17 protein-coding genes and 1 other RNA gene are annotated in these 14970 nt (G+C 69.6%); 9 read left to right on the top strand and 9 right to left on the bottom strand.

What is annotated here, in order from left to right:
* From EJ913_RS21315 to EJ913_RS33085, 3 genes are all read left to right on the top strand, one after another.
* The coding region (locus EJ913_RS21315) for an NAD(P)(+) transhydrogenase (Re/Si-specific) subunit beta (protein WP_148125291.1) at window positions 1–546 on the top strand (546 nt) is incomplete at its 5' end.
* Window positions 547–643: 97 nt separating this feature from the next.
* Window positions 644–931 carry a DUF1330 domain-containing protein gene (locus EJ913_RS21310; RefSeq protein ID WP_127001624.1) on the top strand — a complete coding sequence of 96 codons (288 nt, stop codon included), beginning with the start codon at window positions 644–646 and terminating at the stop codon, window positions 929–931.
* Window positions 932–1048: 117 nt separating this feature from the next.
* The gene (locus EJ913_RS33085; protein ID WP_274389796.1) at window positions 1049–1177 is read left to right on the top strand and encodes a hypothetical protein; all 129 of its coding nucleotides are present in this window, start codon (window positions 1049–1051) and stop codon (window positions 1175–1177) included.
* A 4-nt stretch (window positions 1178–1181) separates the two neighbouring features.
* Here the strand turns inward: EJ913_RS33085 and panB are convergent, their stop codons facing one another.
* Together panB and rpsU are read right to left on the bottom strand one after the other, a co-directional pair.
* Complete coding sequence (panB, locus tag EJ913_RS21305) at window positions 1182–2018, bottom strand: 3-methyl-2-oxobutanoate hydroxymethyltransferase (RefSeq protein ID WP_127001622.1); 837 nt, start codon at window positions 2016–2018, stop codon at window positions 1182–1184.
* 209 nt (window positions 2019–2227) lie between these two features.
* A complete protein-coding gene (gene rpsU, locus EJ913_RS21300) occupies window positions 2228–2431 on the bottom strand; it encodes a 30S ribosomal protein S21 (protein ID WP_012974546.1) in 204 nt (67 codons plus the stop codon).
* Window positions 2432–2644: 213 nt separating this feature from the next.
* Here rpsU and def point away from each other — a divergent pair, with 213 nt between their 5' ends.
* Both def and EJ913_RS21290 read left to right on the top strand, forming a co-directional pair.
* The gene (gene def, locus EJ913_RS21295; protein WP_127001620.1) at window positions 2645–3172 is read left to right on the top strand and encodes a peptide deformylase; all 528 of its coding nucleotides are present in this window, start codon (window positions 2645–2647) and stop codon (window positions 3170–3172) included.
* A gap of 9 nt (window positions 3173–3181) precedes the next feature.
* Window positions 3182–3877 carry a COQ9 family protein gene (locus EJ913_RS21290; RefSeq protein WP_127001618.1) on the top strand — a complete coding sequence of 232 codons (696 nt, stop codon included), beginning with the start codon at window positions 3182–3184 and terminating at the stop codon, window positions 3875–3877.
* A gap of 169 nt (window positions 3878–4046) precedes the next feature.
* Here the strand turns inward: EJ913_RS21290 and EJ913_RS21285 are convergent, their stop codons facing one another.
* The 3 genes from EJ913_RS21285 to ssrA form a co-directional block, all read right to left on the bottom strand.
* The gene (locus tag EJ913_RS21285) at window positions 4047–4412 is read right to left on the bottom strand and encodes a TfoX/Sxy family protein (RefSeq protein WP_127001617.1); all 366 of its coding nucleotides are present in this window, start codon (window positions 4410–4412) and stop codon (window positions 4047–4049) included.
* Window positions 4413–4423: 11 nt separating this feature from the next.
* Entirely contained in the window at window positions 4424–4927 is a 504-nt protein-coding gene (locus EJ913_RS21280) for an SspB family protein (protein ID WP_127001615.1), read from the bottom strand.
* A 49-nt stretch (window positions 4928–4976) separates the two neighbouring features.
* Window positions 4977–5337: a transfer-messenger RNA gene (gene ssrA, locus EJ913_RS21275) on the bottom strand.
* Window positions 5338–5444: 107 nt separating this feature from the next.
* Between ssrA and thyX the strand changes: the two genes are divergently transcribed.
* From thyX to EJ913_RS21255, 3 genes are all read left to right on the top strand, one after another.
* Window positions 5445–6386 carry an FAD-dependent thymidylate synthase gene (gene thyX / locus EJ913_RS21270; protein ID WP_127001613.1) on the top strand — a complete coding sequence of 314 codons (942 nt, stop codon included), beginning with the start codon at window positions 5445–5447 and terminating at the stop codon, window positions 6384–6386.
* Between the two features lie 25 nt (window positions 6387–6411).
* Window positions 6412–8307: an O-linked N-acetylglucosamine transferase, SPINDLY family protein gene (locus EJ913_RS21265; RefSeq protein ID WP_127001611.1), complete on the top strand. Its 1896-nt coding sequence runs from the start codon at window positions 6412–6414 to the stop codon at window positions 8305–8307.
* Window positions 8308–8512: 205 nt separating this feature from the next.
* Entirely contained in the window at window positions 8513–10285 is a 1773-nt protein-coding gene (locus tag EJ913_RS21255; RefSeq protein WP_127001607.1) for a monovalent cation:proton antiporter-2 (CPA2) family protein, read from the top strand.
* A 9-nt stretch (window positions 10286–10294) separates the two neighbouring features.
* Here EJ913_RS21255 and EJ913_RS21250 read toward each other — a convergent pair whose 3' ends face one another.
* The 3 genes from EJ913_RS21250 to EJ913_RS21240 form a co-directional block, all read right to left on the bottom strand.
* The gene (locus tag EJ913_RS21250) at window positions 10295–11092 is read right to left on the bottom strand and encodes an ABC transporter ATP-binding protein (RefSeq protein WP_127001605.1); all 798 of its coding nucleotides are present in this window, start codon (window positions 11090–11092) and stop codon (window positions 10295–10297) included.
* On the bottom strand, window positions 11089–11997 hold the full coding sequence (locus tag EJ913_RS21245) for an ABC transporter permease (protein ID WP_127001603.1): 909 nt from the start codon (window positions 11995–11997) through the stop codon (window positions 11089–11091). The genes EJ913_RS21250 and EJ913_RS21245 overlap by 4 nt, the downstream gene beginning before the upstream one ends.
* 156 nt (window positions 11998–12153) lie before the next feature.
* Entirely contained in the window at window positions 12154–13122 is a 969-nt protein-coding gene (locus EJ913_RS21240; protein ID WP_127001601.1) for an ABC transporter substrate-binding protein, read from the bottom strand.
* 164 nt (window positions 13123–13286) lie between these two features.
* Between EJ913_RS21240 and EJ913_RS21235 the strand changes: the two genes are divergently transcribed.
* A complete protein-coding gene (locus EJ913_RS21235; protein WP_127001599.1) occupies window positions 13287–13664 on the top strand; it encodes a DUF983 domain-containing protein in 378 nt (125 codons plus the stop codon).
* A gap of 25 nt (window positions 13665–13689) precedes the next feature.
* Here the strand turns inward: EJ913_RS21235 and apbC are convergent, their stop codons facing one another.
* Window positions 13690–14856: an iron-sulfur cluster carrier protein ApbC gene (apbC, locus tag EJ913_RS21230; protein WP_127001597.1), complete on the bottom strand. Its 1167-nt coding sequence runs from the start codon at window positions 14854–14856 to the stop codon at window positions 13690–13692.
* Window positions 14857–14970 lie beyond the last annotated feature (114 nt).

The following is a 14970-nucleotide window of genomic DNA, read 5'->3' as shown; positions in this document are numbered from 1 at the left end:
GCCAAGGGCCCGCAGGGCAGCGTCAAGGCCGGCTCGGCCGAGGACGCCGCCTACATCATGAAGAACGCGCAGTCGGTCATCATCGTGCCGGGCTACGGCATGGCGGTGGCGCAGGCGCAGCACGCGTTGCGCGAGATGGCCGACACCCTCAAGCACGAGGGCGTCAGCGTCAAATACGCCATCCATCCGGTGGCGGGCCGCATGCCCGGTCACATGAACGTGCTGCTGGCCGAGGCCAACGTCCCCTACGACGAGGTCTTCGAGCTGGAGGACATCAACCGTGAGTTCGGCACGGCGGACGTGGCTTTCGTCATCGGCGCCAACGACGTGACCAACCCGGCCGCCAAGACCGACCCGGCCTCGCCGATCTACGGCATGCCGATCCTCGACGTGGAGAAGGCCAAGACGGTGTTCTTCATCAAGCGCGGCATGGCCGCCGGCTACGCCGGGGTCGAGAACGAGCTGTTCTTCCGCCCCAACACGATGATGCTGTTCGGTGACGCCAAGAAGGTCACCGAAGAGGTCGTGAAGGCGATGGAAGCCTGATCCTCCGCCGCACGAGCGGGGTTTGAACGAACGGGCGCGAGGGGCTAGGCTCCTCGCGCCTTTTTCGTGCGCGCATTTCCAGAAGAGGACGACGCCCATGCCCGCCTATGTGATCGCCGACATCAAGGTGACGGACACGGTCGCTTACGAGAGTTACAAGGCGCTGTCGCCCAACGCCGTCGCCGTCAACGGCGGGCGCTTCCTCAGCCGGGGCGGCGAGACGGCGGTGATGGAGGGGAATTGGCAGCCGAACCGGGTTGTGATCCTGGAATTCCCCGACATGGCCGCCGCCCGCGCCTTCTACGACAGCCCGGAATACCGCGCGGCGCGGGCGGCCCGCGCGGGCGCCGCCGACTTCAACATGATCATCGTCGACGGGCTGTGACCGGGGCCGGACGGTTACGTTCGGTTACACAAAGCGGCTGTCCGGGACACAAGGCGGAAACACGGCTTCGCTAGAGCTTGGGCGAACGACACCTCAAGCCGCAGCGGAGCCGCCCCCATGGATGATGATAAGGACGACAGCCCCGTCGAGTCGCAGATCAGCCTGTGGACCCGCGTGATGTGCGGAATCCTGCTGTTCGGGCTGTGGCTGTGCGCGACCTCGATCTATCTGCTGACCGAGGTTTGACGCTTCAAACCGCTGCGGCGGCCTTCTTCACGCCAAAGCAATGCTCCGGGCCGGGAAAGCGGCGCGCCCGCACCTCGGCGGCGTAGGACGCGGCGGCCTCGCCGACGGCGGCGCCCAACTCGGCGTAGCGCTTGACGAATTTCGGCTGGAACGCCCCGAACAGGCCGATCATGTCGTCGGTCACCAGCACCTGACCGTCGCAGGCCGGCGAGCCGCCGATGCCGATGGTCGGAATCGCCACCTCCTCGGTGATGCGGCGGGCCAGCGATTCCATGGTGCCCTCGATGACCAGCGAGAAGGCGCCGGCCTCGGCAATGGCGCGGGCGTCGGCGGCGATCCGCTCGGCGGCGGCCTCGTCGCGGCCGACGGCCTTGTAGCCGCCCAGCGTGTTGACCGACTGCGGGGTCAGCCCGACATGCCCCATCACCGGGATGCCGCGCGCGGTCAGGAAGGCCACCGTCTCGGCCATCTCCAGCCCGCCCTCCAGCTTCACCGCCTGGGCGCCGGTCTCCGCCATCACGCGGGCCGAGGCGCGGAAGGCCGCCTGCGGGCTCTCCTGGTAGCTGCCGAAGGGCAGGTCGACCACCACGCAGGCCCGCTCCGACCCGCGCGTCACGGCGGCGCCATGGGCGATCATCATGTCCAGCGTGACCGGCAGCGTGCTGTCGAAGCCGTAGATCACCATGCCCAGCGAGTCGCCGACCAGCAGCAGGTCGACGTGCGGGTCGAGCAGGCGGGCCACCGGTGCGGTGTAGGCGGTCAGGCAGACGATGGGCTCGCCGCCCTTGCGGGCGCGCAGCGCCGGAACCGACACGCGGGCGTTGGACTTCGAAGCGCTCATGACGATCTTCCCACGAGAAAGCCGGCCCCAGGAAAGCGGCGTGGCGCGGCAATACGCGGGTCCCACGCACAATCGGGCAGGCAAAAAGCGGATACACCAAAACCGCCCACGCGATGATTCACGGGACGGTCCAGGTGCAAGACACAAAGGGGTCTTGGGCGCACCGTGGCGCGCCCGAAATCGCAAGGCGCCCTGACGGCGCCTGTCGATTAATAGCCCTCGCGTTCCATCCGCTTGCGGAGAAGCTTGCGGGTGCGACGAACCGCTTCGGCCTTCTCGCGAGCGCGCTTCTCCGAGGGCTTCTCGTAGTTGCGACGCAACTTCATTTCACGGAAAATTCCCTCGCGCTGCATCTTCTTCTTGAGCGCGCGGAGGGCCTGATCGACGTTGTTATCTCGGACCAGAACTTGCACGTTAACCGTCACCCTTCCAAGTGAGCCGTGTTGCCCGTAAGCAACAAGCAGGCATGCGCGGCGGGCGCACCCCTTGTGTGGTTGAGTGTGTAGCACGCTGCCGCCCCCTTGTGAAGGGGAGTCTTGGGAGATTGTGACGCTTATGCTTGGAAAAGCCGGAATAACCGCGGTGAAACTGTTGCCGTGACGGGCGCCGGTCACAGATAATAAGGCATGGCCTTGTTGACGATCGCCCGCATGGGCAACCCGGTACTGCGCGCGATGGCCCAGCCGATTGCGGATCCGACCGATCCCGACCTCGCGCGGCTTGCCGCCGACATGATCGACACCATGATCGACGCGCCGGGTGTTGGCTTGGCGGCGCCGCAGATCGACGTGTCGCGGCGCATCGTGGTCTTCCGCGTGCCCGCCGACCGTGGCGAGGGCGAATCGGTGGCGACGACCGTGCTGATCAACCCGGTGATCGAGCCGCTGGACGGCGGGATGGAGCTGGGCTGGGAGGGCTGCCTGTCGATCCCCGGCCTGCGCGGGCTGGTGCCGCGCCACAGCCGCATCCGCTACCGGGGCGTCGGGCTGGACGGCCAGCCCATCGAGCGCGAAGCCAGCGGCTTCCACGCCCGGGTCGTCCAGCACGAGACCGACCACCTCGACGGCGTCCTCTACATCGACCGCATGGACGACCTGAAGCTCCTCACCTTCATCGAGGAAGCCCACCACATCACCGAAGCCCGGAACGGGTAGGAGACACCGATGAGCATCGACCGGCTTCGCGACGAGATCCTTCTGGCGACGCTGCCCAACGTCGTCTTCGACGGCTGGAGCCTCCAGGCGCTGCGCGACGGGACGGAAATGGCGGGGCACCAGCCCTCGGCCCTGACCCGCGCCTTTCCGGGCGGCGTTCCCGAGGCCATCGAGCATTTCGCCGATTGGACCGACCGCGAGACGCTGAACCGGCTCGACACCCCGTCGTTCGAAGCGATGAAGGTGCGCGAGAAGATCGCGCTCGCCGTCCGCACCCATTTCGAGGTGCTGGCGCCTTACCGCGAGGCCAAGCGCCGGCAGATCTCCTATCTGGCGATGCCGCAGAATTTCGGGCTCGGGCTGAAGCTGCTGCACCGGACGGTCGATTCGATGTGGTTCGCGGCCGGCGACACCTCCACCGACCACAACCACTACACCAAGCGCGCCCTGCTGGCCGCCGTGGTCAGCTCCGCGACCTTCTACTGGCTCGACGACCAGTCGGAGGACCACGCGGAGACCTGGGCCTTCATCGACCGGCGGCTGGCCGACGTGATGAGCGTGGGCAAGGCGACCGCCTCGCTGGGCAAGGTCGGGTCGGTGCTGTCCTTCCTGCCCAATCCGCTGCGCTTCGCCCGGCAGATCCGCCGCCGCGCGACGGAGCCCAAGCCCGCAGCCGCGACGGAGCATATGGCGGAGAACATCTGACGGGCGATCGGGGATAAACATTATAGCCCCTCTCCCCTTGTGGGAGAGGGGTTGGGGTGAGGGGTTGCAAGCTTTCCGCCTTCGGCGAATACCCCTCATCCCAACCCGCGAACCCATCGGACGCCTTTGGCGTCCTCCGGGATTCGCCCCGCAAGGGGAGAAGGGCATGTCAGCGCCCTTCGCCCTTCGACCGCCCCTTGCGGGCCGCCGCGCGCAGGGCGGCTTCCAAAGCCGGGCGCGCCCAATCCAGCAAGTCGCGGGGATCGTCGAGCGCCGAGTCGGGGGGAGGGCGGTAGGACAGCGCCGTCGGCCTGTCCGTGAAGGGGCGGAACGGTTCCAGCCCCAGCGCCTCGTAGGACGCCCGGTTGGCGTCGTCGACCTTGAAATAGAGCGTGTCGTCGGACACCAGCGCGAAGGTCAGCCCGTCGCAGCTGATGCCGTAGCCGCCGAACATGCGGCGCGCCCGCACGTCGCCGAGCGCCGCCAGCGTCTCGCAGACGGTGACGACGAACTCGCTCGGCGGACGGGCGGGCATGGGAAGGGCGGTTACTTCTTGCGGAAGGCGTCCAGGGCGACGACCTCGCCGCGCTTGGGCTCCTCGGCCGGGGCGTCGTCGGCGGTCTTCGACTCGTCCTTGCGCTCGACCGTGACCGGACGGGCCGGGATGGCGGCGACATCGGCCGATTCGCCGGGCGTCGCCGGCTGGAACTGCAGGGCGAAGTTCACCGAGGGATCGGCGAAGGTGGTGATCGCGGCGAACGGGATCACCAGACGCTCGTGCACGTTGTTGAAGCTCAGCGTCACCTCGAAATGATCGTCGTGCACCTCCAGCCCGTAATACTGGAACTGGAGAACGATGGTCATCTCGTTGGGATACTGCGACGTCAGGTATTCCGGGATGTCGATGCCGGGATAGCCGGTGCGGAACGTCAGGTAGAAGTGGTGATTGCCGGGCAGCCCGCGCTCGGCCACGTCGGTCAGCGCGTCGCGGACGACTCCGCGCAGCGCGGTTTCGACCATCCGGTCATAGCGAAGCTGCTCTTTCGGCATGCTTGGGCGGGTCCCTGGAAATCGCTTTGGGAAGCTGGAAGAACGGAGAAGTGTGGGCCTTCTGTTGCTAGGCGGCCCACGGCCCCACCCTCAGGCGCTAACCATCAGGGATTAAGTTTAGGCTACCAGCCGCCGTTAGGCAGCGAGGCGAGCCTGAGCAACGTTGTCATTGGCAACTATTGCAACGGCCCGATAACGGCGGAACCATGCCGGGCAAAAACCTTATCTTTACCACGCGTGTCGATCCTGTTTCGCCCCCAACGACCCCGGCCAATGAGTCCGGAAGATGGTTGGTGGAGGCGCCGGGTACCGCCCCCGGGTCCACAACGCTTATTCCATAAGGCGTTTATCACCATAGTCGGCGAACCGACGGTCGGAATATAGGAGGTCCCGCCCGGCAATGGAAGGGGTTGCGTGGCGTCCATTCCAATTGCGTCGTCGGATTGCGGCATTGACTCCCTTGGAACCGACCCGGCGCGCGCGCTAGAGTGCCGGCCATCGAAGCACCGGAGTCACCATGCCGATCACGCCCGAGCAGCGCGACGAAATCGATCGCCTGCGCGCCGTCACCGCCACCACCCGCCGCGCCACCGTTCCGGCGCTGGAGGAGATCCTCTACCAGCCGGTCGAACTGCTCGACCACGGCTTCGTCCGCGTCATCGACTACATGGGCGACGACGCCGCCGTCGTGCAGGCCGCGCGCGTGTCCTACGGCAAGGGCACCAAGAAGGTCAGCGAGGACGCCGGCCTCATCAAGTATCTGATGCGCCACCGCCACTCGACCCCGTTCGAGATGTGCGAGATCAAGTTCCACGTCAAGCTGCCGATCTTCGTCGCCCGCCAGTGGATCCGCCACCGCACGGCCAACGTGAACGAGTATTCGGCGCGTTACTCGATCCTCGACCGCGAGTTCTACATCCCGGCGCCCGAACAGCTCGGCGCCCAGGCGGTGGTGAACCGGCAGGGCCGCGGCGACGTGCTGGAGGGCGAGGAGGCCGCCGCCGTCCTCAAGCTGCTGCGCGACGACGCCGAGCGCTCCTACGACCATTACGAGGAGATGCTGAACCAGCGCGAGGACGGCACCGTCATCGACGAGTCCCGCCAGGGTCTGGCCCGCGAACTGGCGCGCATGAACCTGCCGCTGAACTACTACACGCAGTGGTATTGGAAGGTCGATCTCCAGAACCTGCTGCATTTCCTGTCGCTGCGCGCCGACAGCCACGCCCAGTACGAGATCCGCGTCTACGCCGAGGCGATGCTGGACATCGTCCGCCGCTGGGTCCCGGCGGTCCACGACTCCTTCACCGAGTACCGCATGGGCGGCAGCCACCTGTCCCGCACCGGGCTGGAGGTCGTGAAGCGCCTGCTGGCCGGCGAGCCGGTGACGCAGGAGAGCAGCGGTCTGTCCAAGCGCGAATGGCGCGAACTGATGGACCAGCTCGGCCGCGCCGAAGGCTGATCCACACCATAGGGAGACCATCGCCATGACGCCCGATCAGGCCGAAGGCTGTCACCGCCGGGGCCTGGTCGCGGCGCAGGCGGGCCGTTTCGACGAGGCCCAGGATCTCATCGCCCAGGCCATCGCCGCCCATCCCGGCGTCGCGGTGTGGTGGGCGAATTACGGGCTGGTGCTGGAGAGCAGGGGCGACGCGCTGGGGGCCGTGCAGGCCTACGCCGGGGCGTTGAACCTCGACGGCGGGCTGGCGATGGCGATGGACGGCCTGCTGGCGATGGCGGACGCCCTGCGCACCGCCGACCGCGCCGATCTGGCGGAAGGCTGCTACCGCCGGGCGATGGCGCTCGACCCGGCCGGGCTGGCGGCGGTCGCCAACGCCGGGGTGCTGCTGCGCGCCCAGGCGCGCCGGGACGAGGCGGTGCGGCTCTACCGCCGCGCGGGCGTGCTGGAGCCCGGCGGCTGGGTGCATCCCTACAACATCGGCAACGCCCTGGCGGAGCTGAACCGGCTGAACGCGGCGGGGCGTGCCTACGAATCGGCGCTGGCGCTCGACCCGGCGCGGGCCGAGGCGCTCGCCAACCGTTCCACCCGCGTGCTGTCGGTCCAGGGCCGGCTGGCCGAGTCGCTGGCCGGGATCGAGCGCGCCCTGCGCCTGCACCCCGGCGCCGATTCGCTGCACACGGCGCGGCTGTTCCTGATGCAGTTCGACCCCGGCCGGACCATGGCGCAGGTCGCCCAGGCCCACGCCGATTGGGGCGCGCGCTATCCGGACCGTCCGGCCCCCGCCGTCGCGGCCCCGGCGCCGAAGCTGCGGATCGGCTACGTCTCCCCCGATTTCCGGGCGCACCCGGTCGGCTTCTTCCTGGAACCGGTGCTGGCCGCGCACGACCGCGACGCGGTGGAGGTGGTCTGCTACGCCAACACCGCCAACCCGGATCGGAAGACCGAGCGGCTGCGGGCCTTGGCCGACACCTGGGTGTGGACGGCGGCGATGAGCGACGCCGATCTCGCCGCGCGCATCCGCGCCGACAACATCCATGTGCTGGTCGACCTTGCCGGGCACACCTTCGGCAACCGGCTGGGCGTCTTCGCCACGCGGGCGGCGCCGGTGCAGGTCACCTGGGCCGGCTATGTCGGCACCACCGGCCTGCCGGCGATGGACTACCTGATCTCCGACCGCCGCCAGAGCCCCGAGGGGGCCGACGGCTGGGCCATCGAGGGCATCGTCCGCATGCCCGATTCCTACGTCCCCTGGGGACCGCCCGACGACGCGCCGCCGGTGGCGCCGCTGCCGATGCTGGCGCGCGGCGCCCCGACCTTCGGGTCGCTGAACGCCTTGCCGAAGCTCAACCCGGCGGTCGCGGCGCTGTGGACGCGGGTGCTCGACGCCGTGCCGGGCTCGCGGCTGCTGCTGCGCACGCCGGGGCTGGACGATGCCGGGCAGCGGGAGCGGGTGCTCGCCCTGTTCGCGCGGGCCGGGGCCGATCCGGGGCGGATCGAGCTGCTGGGCGGGGCGCCGCACCGGGAATTCCTGGACGGCTACGGCGCCGTCGACGTGGCATTGGATCCCTTCCCCTATTCGGGCGGGCTGACGACGCTGGAGGCGCTGTGGATGGGCGTGCCGGTGGTGACGCTGGGGGGCGAGCGCTTCTGTTCGCGCCATTCGGTGACCCATCTGGCCTCGGCCGGGCTGTCGGGTCTGGCGGTCGAGGGCGAGGACGCCTACGTCGCCATGGCGGCGGCGCTGGTCTCCGACCCGGAGGCGCTGGCCGGGCTGCGGGGGCTGTTGCGCGACCGCCTGCGGGCCTCGCCCGCGCTGGACGGCGTGCGCTTCACCCGCGCGCTGGAGGCGGCCTTCGGCGCCATGTGGCAGCGCGCGGCGGCGGGGCAGGGAAGGGCCTCCTTCGCGCTCAACATCGATTGAGCTGAGCGTTTGAAGCCCCTCTCCCCTTGCGGGAGAGGGGTTGGGGTGAGGGGGGCAAACCCCTCTTCTTCGCCTTCGGCGAATACCCCTCATCCCAACCCTTCTCCCGCAAGGGGAGAAGGGCCTTTTCGTCGGAAAACCCTCTCGCCCTTCGCCCAATTCCGGCCATAGTCTCGACTCCAAGCAAAAGAAAACGGACAGGGCGATGGCGGGGCTGGTGACGGTGGTGGTGCTGCTGGTGGCGATGGTGGTCGCCGTTCCGGTGGCGAAACGGTTCGGATTCGGCGCGCCGCTCGGCTACCTCGCCGCCGGGCTGGCGGTGGGGCCGGCGGGGATGGGCCTCGTCACCAACGTCGAGGCCATCGGCCACGCCTCGGAACTTGGCGTCGTCATGCTGCTGTTCCTGATCGGGCTGGAGCTTCGCCCGGCCCGCCTGTGGGTCATGCGCAAATCGGTGCTGGGGCTGGGCGGCGCGCAGGTCGGCGTGACGGCGGCGCTGGTCGCCGGGCTGGGCGTGCTGGCGCTGGGCCTGCCGGTGGCCGCCGCCGTGGTCGCGGGGTTCGGGCTGGCGCTGTCCTCCACCGCCATGGCGCTGCCGATGCTGGCGGAGCGCGGCCTGCTCGCCAACCAGTCGGGGCGCAACGCCTTCTCCGTGCTGCTGTTCCAGGATCTGGCGATCATCCCGGCGGTGGCGCTGCTGCCGCTGCTCGGCAGCGGTTCGGCGCCGGCCACCGGCAGCCCCTGGGTCGCGGTGGCCGAGGGCGCGCTGGCGGTCGCCGCCGTGCTGCTCGGCGGGCGGTTCCTGCTGCGCCCGCTGTTCCGGATCGTGGACCGGGCCGGTGCGCCGGAGATCTTCACCGCGACCGCGCTGCTGGTGGTCATCGGCACGGCGGTGCTGATCGAGGAGGCCGGGCTGTCGATGTCGCTCGGCGCCTTCATGGCCGGGGTGCTGCTCTCCGATTCGGAATACCGGCACGAGGTCCAGGCCGACATCCAGCCCTTCGAGGGGTTGCTGCTCGGCCTGTTCTTCGTCTCGGTGGGAATGGGGGCCGATCTGCCGGCCCTGATGGAACACCCGCTGCGCTTCATCGGGCTGGCGCTGGGCGTGATGGCGGCCAAGGCGCTGGTGCTGGTGGCGCTGGCGCGGATCGCCGGGGTGCCGTTGGCCGGGGCCGTGCGGATGGGCGCGGTGCTGAGCCAGGGCGGCGAGTTCGGCTTCGTGCTGTTCGGGCTGGCGGTGGCCGGCGGTTCGATGGCGCCGGAGCAGGCGTCGGCGGCGATGCTGGTGGTGACGCTGTCGATGATCGCCACCCCCTTCGTCTTCGCGGGTTCGGAGCGCTGGCTGGTGCCGCGCCTGCTGGTCAAGCCCAAGCGTCCCTTCGACGCCATCCACAGCGACGGCGCGCCGGTCATCATCTGCGGCTTCGGCCGGGTCGGGCAGGTGGTCGGGCGCGTGCTGCGGATGCGCGGCATCCCCTTCACCGCGCTGGAAAAGAGCGCGGCGCAGGTCGATTTCGTGCGGAAATTCGGGACCCAGGTCTATTACGGCGACCCGACGCGGGTCGACCTGCTGCGCGCCGCCGGGGCGGACAAGGCGCGCATCCTGGTCGTCGCGCTCGCCGAGATGGAGGAATCGCTGCGCGTCGTCGAGATGGTGCGGCGGCACTTCCCCAACCTGACCGTGTTCGTGCGCGCCCGCAACCGCTGGCACGTCCACCAGCTGATGGACCGGGGCGTCGCCAACATCGTCCGCGAGACCTTCGATTCGAGCCTGCGGCTGACCGCCGACGTGCTGCGCGCGCTGGGCGTCGAGGAGGCCGAGGTGACGCGGTCGCTCGACACCTTCCGCGCCCACGACGAGCGCACCCTGATCCGCCAGCACGCCGTCCACCACGACGAGGGCCGGCTGATCCAGACCTCCAAACAGGCCGCCGAGGAGCTGCAATCGCTGTTCGAGGCGGACCGGGAGGAGAAGTGATGCGCGTCTTCAGCCGATCAGCAGGCTGTCGTCGCTGATCTCGGCCCCGCCGCGCTGCTTGGCGAACAGCGCCAGCAGATGCGGCACGTCGAGGCCGGCGCGCTCCTCGCCCGCCACGTCGAGGACGATCCGCCCCTCGTGCAGCATCAGCGTGCGGTCGCCGTAATCCAGCGCCTGCCGCATCGAATGGGTGACCATCAGCGTGGTCAGCCGGTTCTCGCGGACGATGCGCCGGGTCAGGTCCAGCACGAAATCGGCGGTGGCCGGGTCGAGCGCGGCGGTGTGCTCGTCCAGCAGCAGGATCTTCGAGCCGGCCAGCGTCGCCATCAGCAGGCTGACCGCCTGCCGCTGCCCGCCCGACAGCAGCCCCATCCGGTCGTGCAGCCGGTTCTCCAGCCCGAGGCCCAGCGCCGCGATGCGCTCCTTGAAGCCGCGCCGCCGGTTCGGCCCGAGCGCCAGTCCCAGCCCGCGCCGGCGCCCGCGCGCGGCGGCGAGCGCCATGTTCTCCTCGATGGTCAGGGCGGCGCAGCTTCCGGCCATCGGGTCCTGGAAGACGCGGGCGACGAGCCCGGCGCGGCGCGGCGTGTCCCAGCGGGTGACGTCGGTGTCGTCGATGGCGATGCGCCCCCGGTCGGCCAGCACGTCGCCGGCCAGCGCGCCGAGGAAGGTCGACTTCCCGGCCCCGTTGGAGCCGATCACCGTGACGAACTGGCCTTCCGGGATGGTCAGGTCGATGCCGCGCAGCGCGTGCTTCTCCAGCGGCGTGCCGGGACCGAAGGTGACGTGGATGTCCTGGACGGCGATCATCGCGCGACCCTCCCGCCGGCTGTGGACTTGGCTTTGGCCTTCTGGCGCAGGCGCGGCAGGATCAGCGCGACGGCGACCAGCAGCGCGGTGACGAGGTTCAGGTCCGACGCCTGCAAGCCGATGGCGTCGGCCGACAGCGCCAACTGCACCGCCAGCCGGTAGAGGATCGAGCCGACCACGCAGCCGACCAGCGTCAGCACCAGCGCGCGGGCCGGCAGCACCGTCTCGCCGACGATGACGGCGGCCAGCCCCACCACGATGGTGCCGATGCCGGTGGTGACGTCGGCGAAGCCGTTGGTCTGCGCGAACAGCGCGCCCGCCAGCCCGCACAGCCCGTTGGACAGCGCGATCCCACTGTAAACGTGGGCGTCGGTGTTCACCCCCTGGGCGCGGGCCATCCGCGCGTTGACCCCGGTCGCCCGCATGGCCAGCCCGAACTCGCTGGCGAGGAAGCGCGCCAGCAGCGCCACCACCACGGCGACGATCACCAGCACCACCAGGGGCCGCACGATGTGGTCGGGAATGCCCAGCCCATAGAAGGGCGTCAGCACCGTGTCCTGCATCAGCAGCGCCACGTTCGGCCGCCCCATGACCCGCAGATTGACCGAGAACAGCGCGATCATCGTCAGGATGCTGGCGAGCAGGTGCAGGATCTTGAAGCGCAGGTTCAGCGCCGCCGTCACCAGCCCGGCCAAGGCCCCCGCCAGCGCCGCCGCGAGGCTGGCCAGCCACGGGTTGACCCCGGCGATCAGCAGCACGGCGCAGACGGCCGCGCCCAGCGGGAAGCTGCCGTCCACCGTCAGGTCGGGGAAGTCGAGGATGCGGAAGGACAGGAACACGCCGACCGCGACCAGCGCGTAGACGAGTCCGATCTCGATGGCGCCGAAGAGGGCGATTTCGCTCATGCGGGGGTGCTTTTTTAAGATGAAGTGCTTGGCCCCCTCCCCATCCCTCCCCCGCCGTTGGCGGGAGAGGGGGCAGGGGGGGTGTCGGCGTTCGGCGGAGTTCCCTCTCCCGCGAAGCGGGGGAGGGTTAGGGAGGGGGCAAAACGCCCCTGAACCTTATTGCCCGACCACCCTGGTCGCCCGCGCCACCACCGCGTCCGGAATGGTCACCCCCATCGCCGCCGCCGATTTCGGGTTCACGACCAGATCCGTTCCCTTGGCGGCCGACACCGCGATGTCCCCCGGCTTCTCGCCCTTGAGCACGCGGGCGACGATCTCGCCGGTCTGGCGGCCGACCTGGGCATAGTCGAAGCCGATGGACGCCGCCGTGCCGCGCGCCACGCTGTCGGTGTCGGCGGAGAAGACCGGCAGCTTGGCCTGCTGCCCGACCGAGATGACGCTCTCCAGCGCCGAGACCACCGTGTTGTCGAGCGGGATGTACACCGCGTCGGCCTTGCCGACGAGGCTGCGCACCGCCGGCTGCGCGTCCGACGATTTCGGCACCGAGGCCTCGACCACCGAGAAGCCGGCCTTGGCGGCCTCCTCCTTCAGCAGCTTGACCAGCACGACCGAGTTCGGCTCGCCCGGATTGTACAGCACGCCGAGCCGCTTGGCGGCGGGCAGGATCTCGCGGATCAGGCCGACATGGGCGGCCACCGGCGACAGGTCGGACAGGCCGGTGATGTTGGCGCCGGGCTTCTCCAGGCTCTTGACCAGCTGCGCGCCGACCGGGTCGGTCACGGCGGTGAAGACCACCGGGACGTCGCGCGTGGCCGCCGCGACCGCCTGGGCCGAGGGGGTGGAGATCGGCACGATCACGTCCGGCTTCGACCCGGCGAACTGGCGGGCGATCTGGGCGGCGGTGGCCGGGTTGCCCTGCGCGCTCTGGTATTCGACCTTCAGGTTCTCGCCGACGGTCCAGCCGGCCGCCTTCAGCGCCTCGACCACGCCGTCGCGGGTGGCGTCGAGCGCCGGGTGCTGGACGATGGCGGTGATGGCGACCGTCTTCGTCTGGGCCAGGACGGGCAGGGGGGCCAGGGCGGCGACCAGAGCGACCGCGGCGGACAGCAGGCGGGGGAGGAACATGGCTTCGTCGTCTCCGGAACGGGAAGGCCATCCCCTAGACCGGGGTCGCGCCGCCGTCAACCGCCTCGCCCCCAGGATCGAGCGCCAAGAGGCGCGGCGAATGGACCGGGGGTGCGTCGCGTTTGGAAAGAGCCTATATTGCGGGCAACACGGAAGGACAGGGCATGATCACGAGCACGCCGGCACCCTCGAAGTTCATCGCGTCGCTGCGCGGCCTGATCGGCCGCTGCCCCAACTGCGGGGAGGGGCGCCTGCTGCGCAACTACCTGAAACCGGTGGACCAGTGCGCGGTCTGCGGCGAGGTCTACGGCCATCTGCGCGCCGACGACGCGCCGCCCTGGATGACGATCCTGATCGTCGGCCACGTCGTCATCCCGGCGCTGCTGCACGTCGAGCAGGTCTACGAGCCGCCGACCTGGGTCCACATGGCGGTCTGGCCGCTGCTGGCGCTGGTGATGACGCTGATCCTGCTGCCGCGCTGCAAGGGCGTGGTGCTGGGCCTGCTGTGGAGCACCGGCGCGCCGGGCTCGGAGCGGGCCTGAGAAGACCCGCCCCGAACCGTTTCGCCTACTGGATGACGATCTTCGGCGCGGCCCGCCCGCCGCCGCCGCCGATCTTCTCCCACAGCCGCGCCGCGATGCGGCGGTAGGACTGCGCGTGCTCCGAATCGGGCTGCGACACCACGATGGGCTGGCCCAGGTCGGAGGTCTCGCGGATCGACAGGTGCAGCGGGATCTCGCCGAGGAACTCCATGCCCAGGTCCGACGCTTCCTTGCGGGCGCCGCCGTGGCTGAAGATCTCGGTGCGGTGGCCGCAGTTGGGGCAGCAGAAATAGCTCATGTTCTCGATGATGCCCAACACCGGCACGTCGACCCGGCGGAACATGTTCAGCCCCTTGCGGGCGTCGAGGAGTGCTATGTCCTGCGGCGTCGAGACGATCACCGCCCCGGCCAGCGGCACCTGCTGCGCCATGGTGAGCTGCGCGTCGCCGGTGCCGGGCGGCATGTCGACCACCAGCACGTCGAGATCTCCCCAGTTCACGTCGCGCAGCATCTGCTGCAAGGCGCTCATCACCATCGGGCCGCGCCAGATCATCGGCGTGTCCTCGGCCACCAGGAAGCCCATGGACATCACCTTGATTCCGTAATTCTCCATCGGCTCCAGCCGCTTGCCGTCGGGGCTGCTGGGGCGGCCGGAGATGCCCATCATGCGCGGCATCGACGGCCCGTAGATGTCGGCGTCGAGCAGGCCGACCCGCTGCCCGTTGGCGGCCAGCGCCAGCGCCAGATTGACCGAGGTGGTCGATTTGCCGACGCCGCCCTTGCCGGACGCGACGGCGACGATCGCCTTCACGCCGGGAACCAGCGGCTTCTGCTCCGAAGCGCCCTGGGCCGGGCCGTGGCCATGCCCGCCGGGGCCGTGCGAATGACCGGCGTGCGAATGACCCGGCGCTTGAGCCTTCGCCGGCGCCGCCTGCGGGCCGCTCCGGTGGGCGGTCAGCACGGCGGTGACCGACAACACGCCGGGCAGGGCCTCCACCGCCTTCTCGGCGGCGTGGCGCACCGGTTCGGCCTGGGCGCCGCGTTTCGGGTCGACCTCGATGGAGAAGGCGACGTGCCCGTCGCGCACCACGAGACCCGACAACATGCCCAGGCTGACGATGTCGCCGCCCCGGTCGGGATCGATGACGGACTTCAGCGCCGCCATGACTTGAGCTTCGCCGATCGGCGCCATGGTTGAAAACTCCGCTGCCTTCCCGATATTTGGCGGGTATCCGATGGTGGAAACCGCTCCGAAGGGAGGGGGGCACTATAGGGCCGTTCTTCGAGAATGGTAAAGGGAACGGGG

This window comes from Azospirillum doebereinerae (genome assembly GCF_003989665.1).
Lineage (GTDB): Bacteria > Pseudomonadota > Alphaproteobacteria > Azospirillales > Azospirillaceae > Azospirillum > Azospirillum doebereinerae.
The sequence above is the reverse complement of the archived record's forward strand: the minus strand, read 5'-3'. Positions and strand labels throughout refer to the sequence as shown.

What these genes read in the sequence shown, in the direction of transcription:
- EJ913_RS33085 (WP_274389796.1), top strand. Translation starts at nt 1,049, where the DNA reads ATGGATGATGATAAGGACGACAGCCCCGTCGAGTCGCAGATCAGCCTG.
- panB (WP_127001622.1), bottom strand. Translation starts at nt 2,018, where the DNA reads ATGAGCGCTTCGAAGTCCAACGCCCGCGTGTCGGTTCCGGCGCTGCGC.
- thyX (WP_127001613.1), top strand. Translation starts at nt 5,445, where the DNA reads ATGCCGATCACGCCCGAGCAGCGCGACGAAATCGATCGCCTGCGCGCC.
- def (WP_127001620.1), top strand. Translation starts at nt 2,645, where the DNA reads ATGGCCTTGTTGACGATCGCCCGCATGGGCAACCCGGTACTGCGCGCG.
- apbC (WP_127001597.1), bottom strand. Translation starts at nt 14,856, where the DNA reads ATGGCGCCGATCGGCGAAGCTCAAGTCATGGCGGCGCTGAAGTCCGTC.
- EJ913_RS21255 (WP_127001607.1), top strand. Translation starts at nt 8,513, where the DNA reads ATGGCGGGGCTGGTGACGGTGGTGGTGCTGCTGGTGGCGATGGTGGTC.
- EJ913_RS21285 (WP_127001617.1), bottom strand. Translation starts at nt 4,412, where the DNA reads ATGCCCGCCCGTCCGCCGAGCGAGTTCGTCGTCACCGTCTGCGAGACG.
- EJ913_RS21310 (WP_127001624.1), top strand. Translation starts at nt 644, where the DNA reads ATGCCCGCCTATGTGATCGCCGACATCAAGGTGACGGACACGGTCGCT.
- EJ913_RS21245 (WP_127001603.1), bottom strand. Translation starts at nt 11,997, where the DNA reads ATGAGCGAAATCGCCCTCTTCGGCGCCATCGAGATCGGACTCGTCTAC.
- EJ913_RS21235 (WP_127001599.1), top strand. Translation starts at nt 13,287, where the DNA reads ATGATCACGAGCACGCCGGCACCCTCGAAGTTCATCGCGTCGCTGCGC.
- EJ913_RS21265 (WP_127001611.1), top strand. Translation starts at nt 6,412, where the DNA reads ATGACGCCCGATCAGGCCGAAGGCTGTCACCGCCGGGGCCTGGTCGCG.
- EJ913_RS21250 (WP_127001605.1), bottom strand. Translation starts at nt 11,092, where the DNA reads ATGATCGCCGTCCAGGACATCCACGTCACCTTCGGTCCCGGCACGCCG.
- EJ913_RS21240 (WP_127001601.1), bottom strand. Translation starts at nt 13,122, where the DNA reads ATGTTCCTCCCCCGCCTGCTGTCCGCCGCGGTCGCTCTGGTCGCCGCC.
- EJ913_RS21280 (WP_127001615.1), bottom strand. Translation starts at nt 4,927, where the DNA reads ATGCCGAAAGAGCAGCTTCGCTATGACCGGATGGTCGAAACCGCGCTG.
- EJ913_RS21290 (WP_127001618.1), top strand. Translation starts at nt 3,182, where the DNA reads ATGAGCATCGACCGGCTTCGCGACGAGATCCTTCTGGCGACGCTGCCC.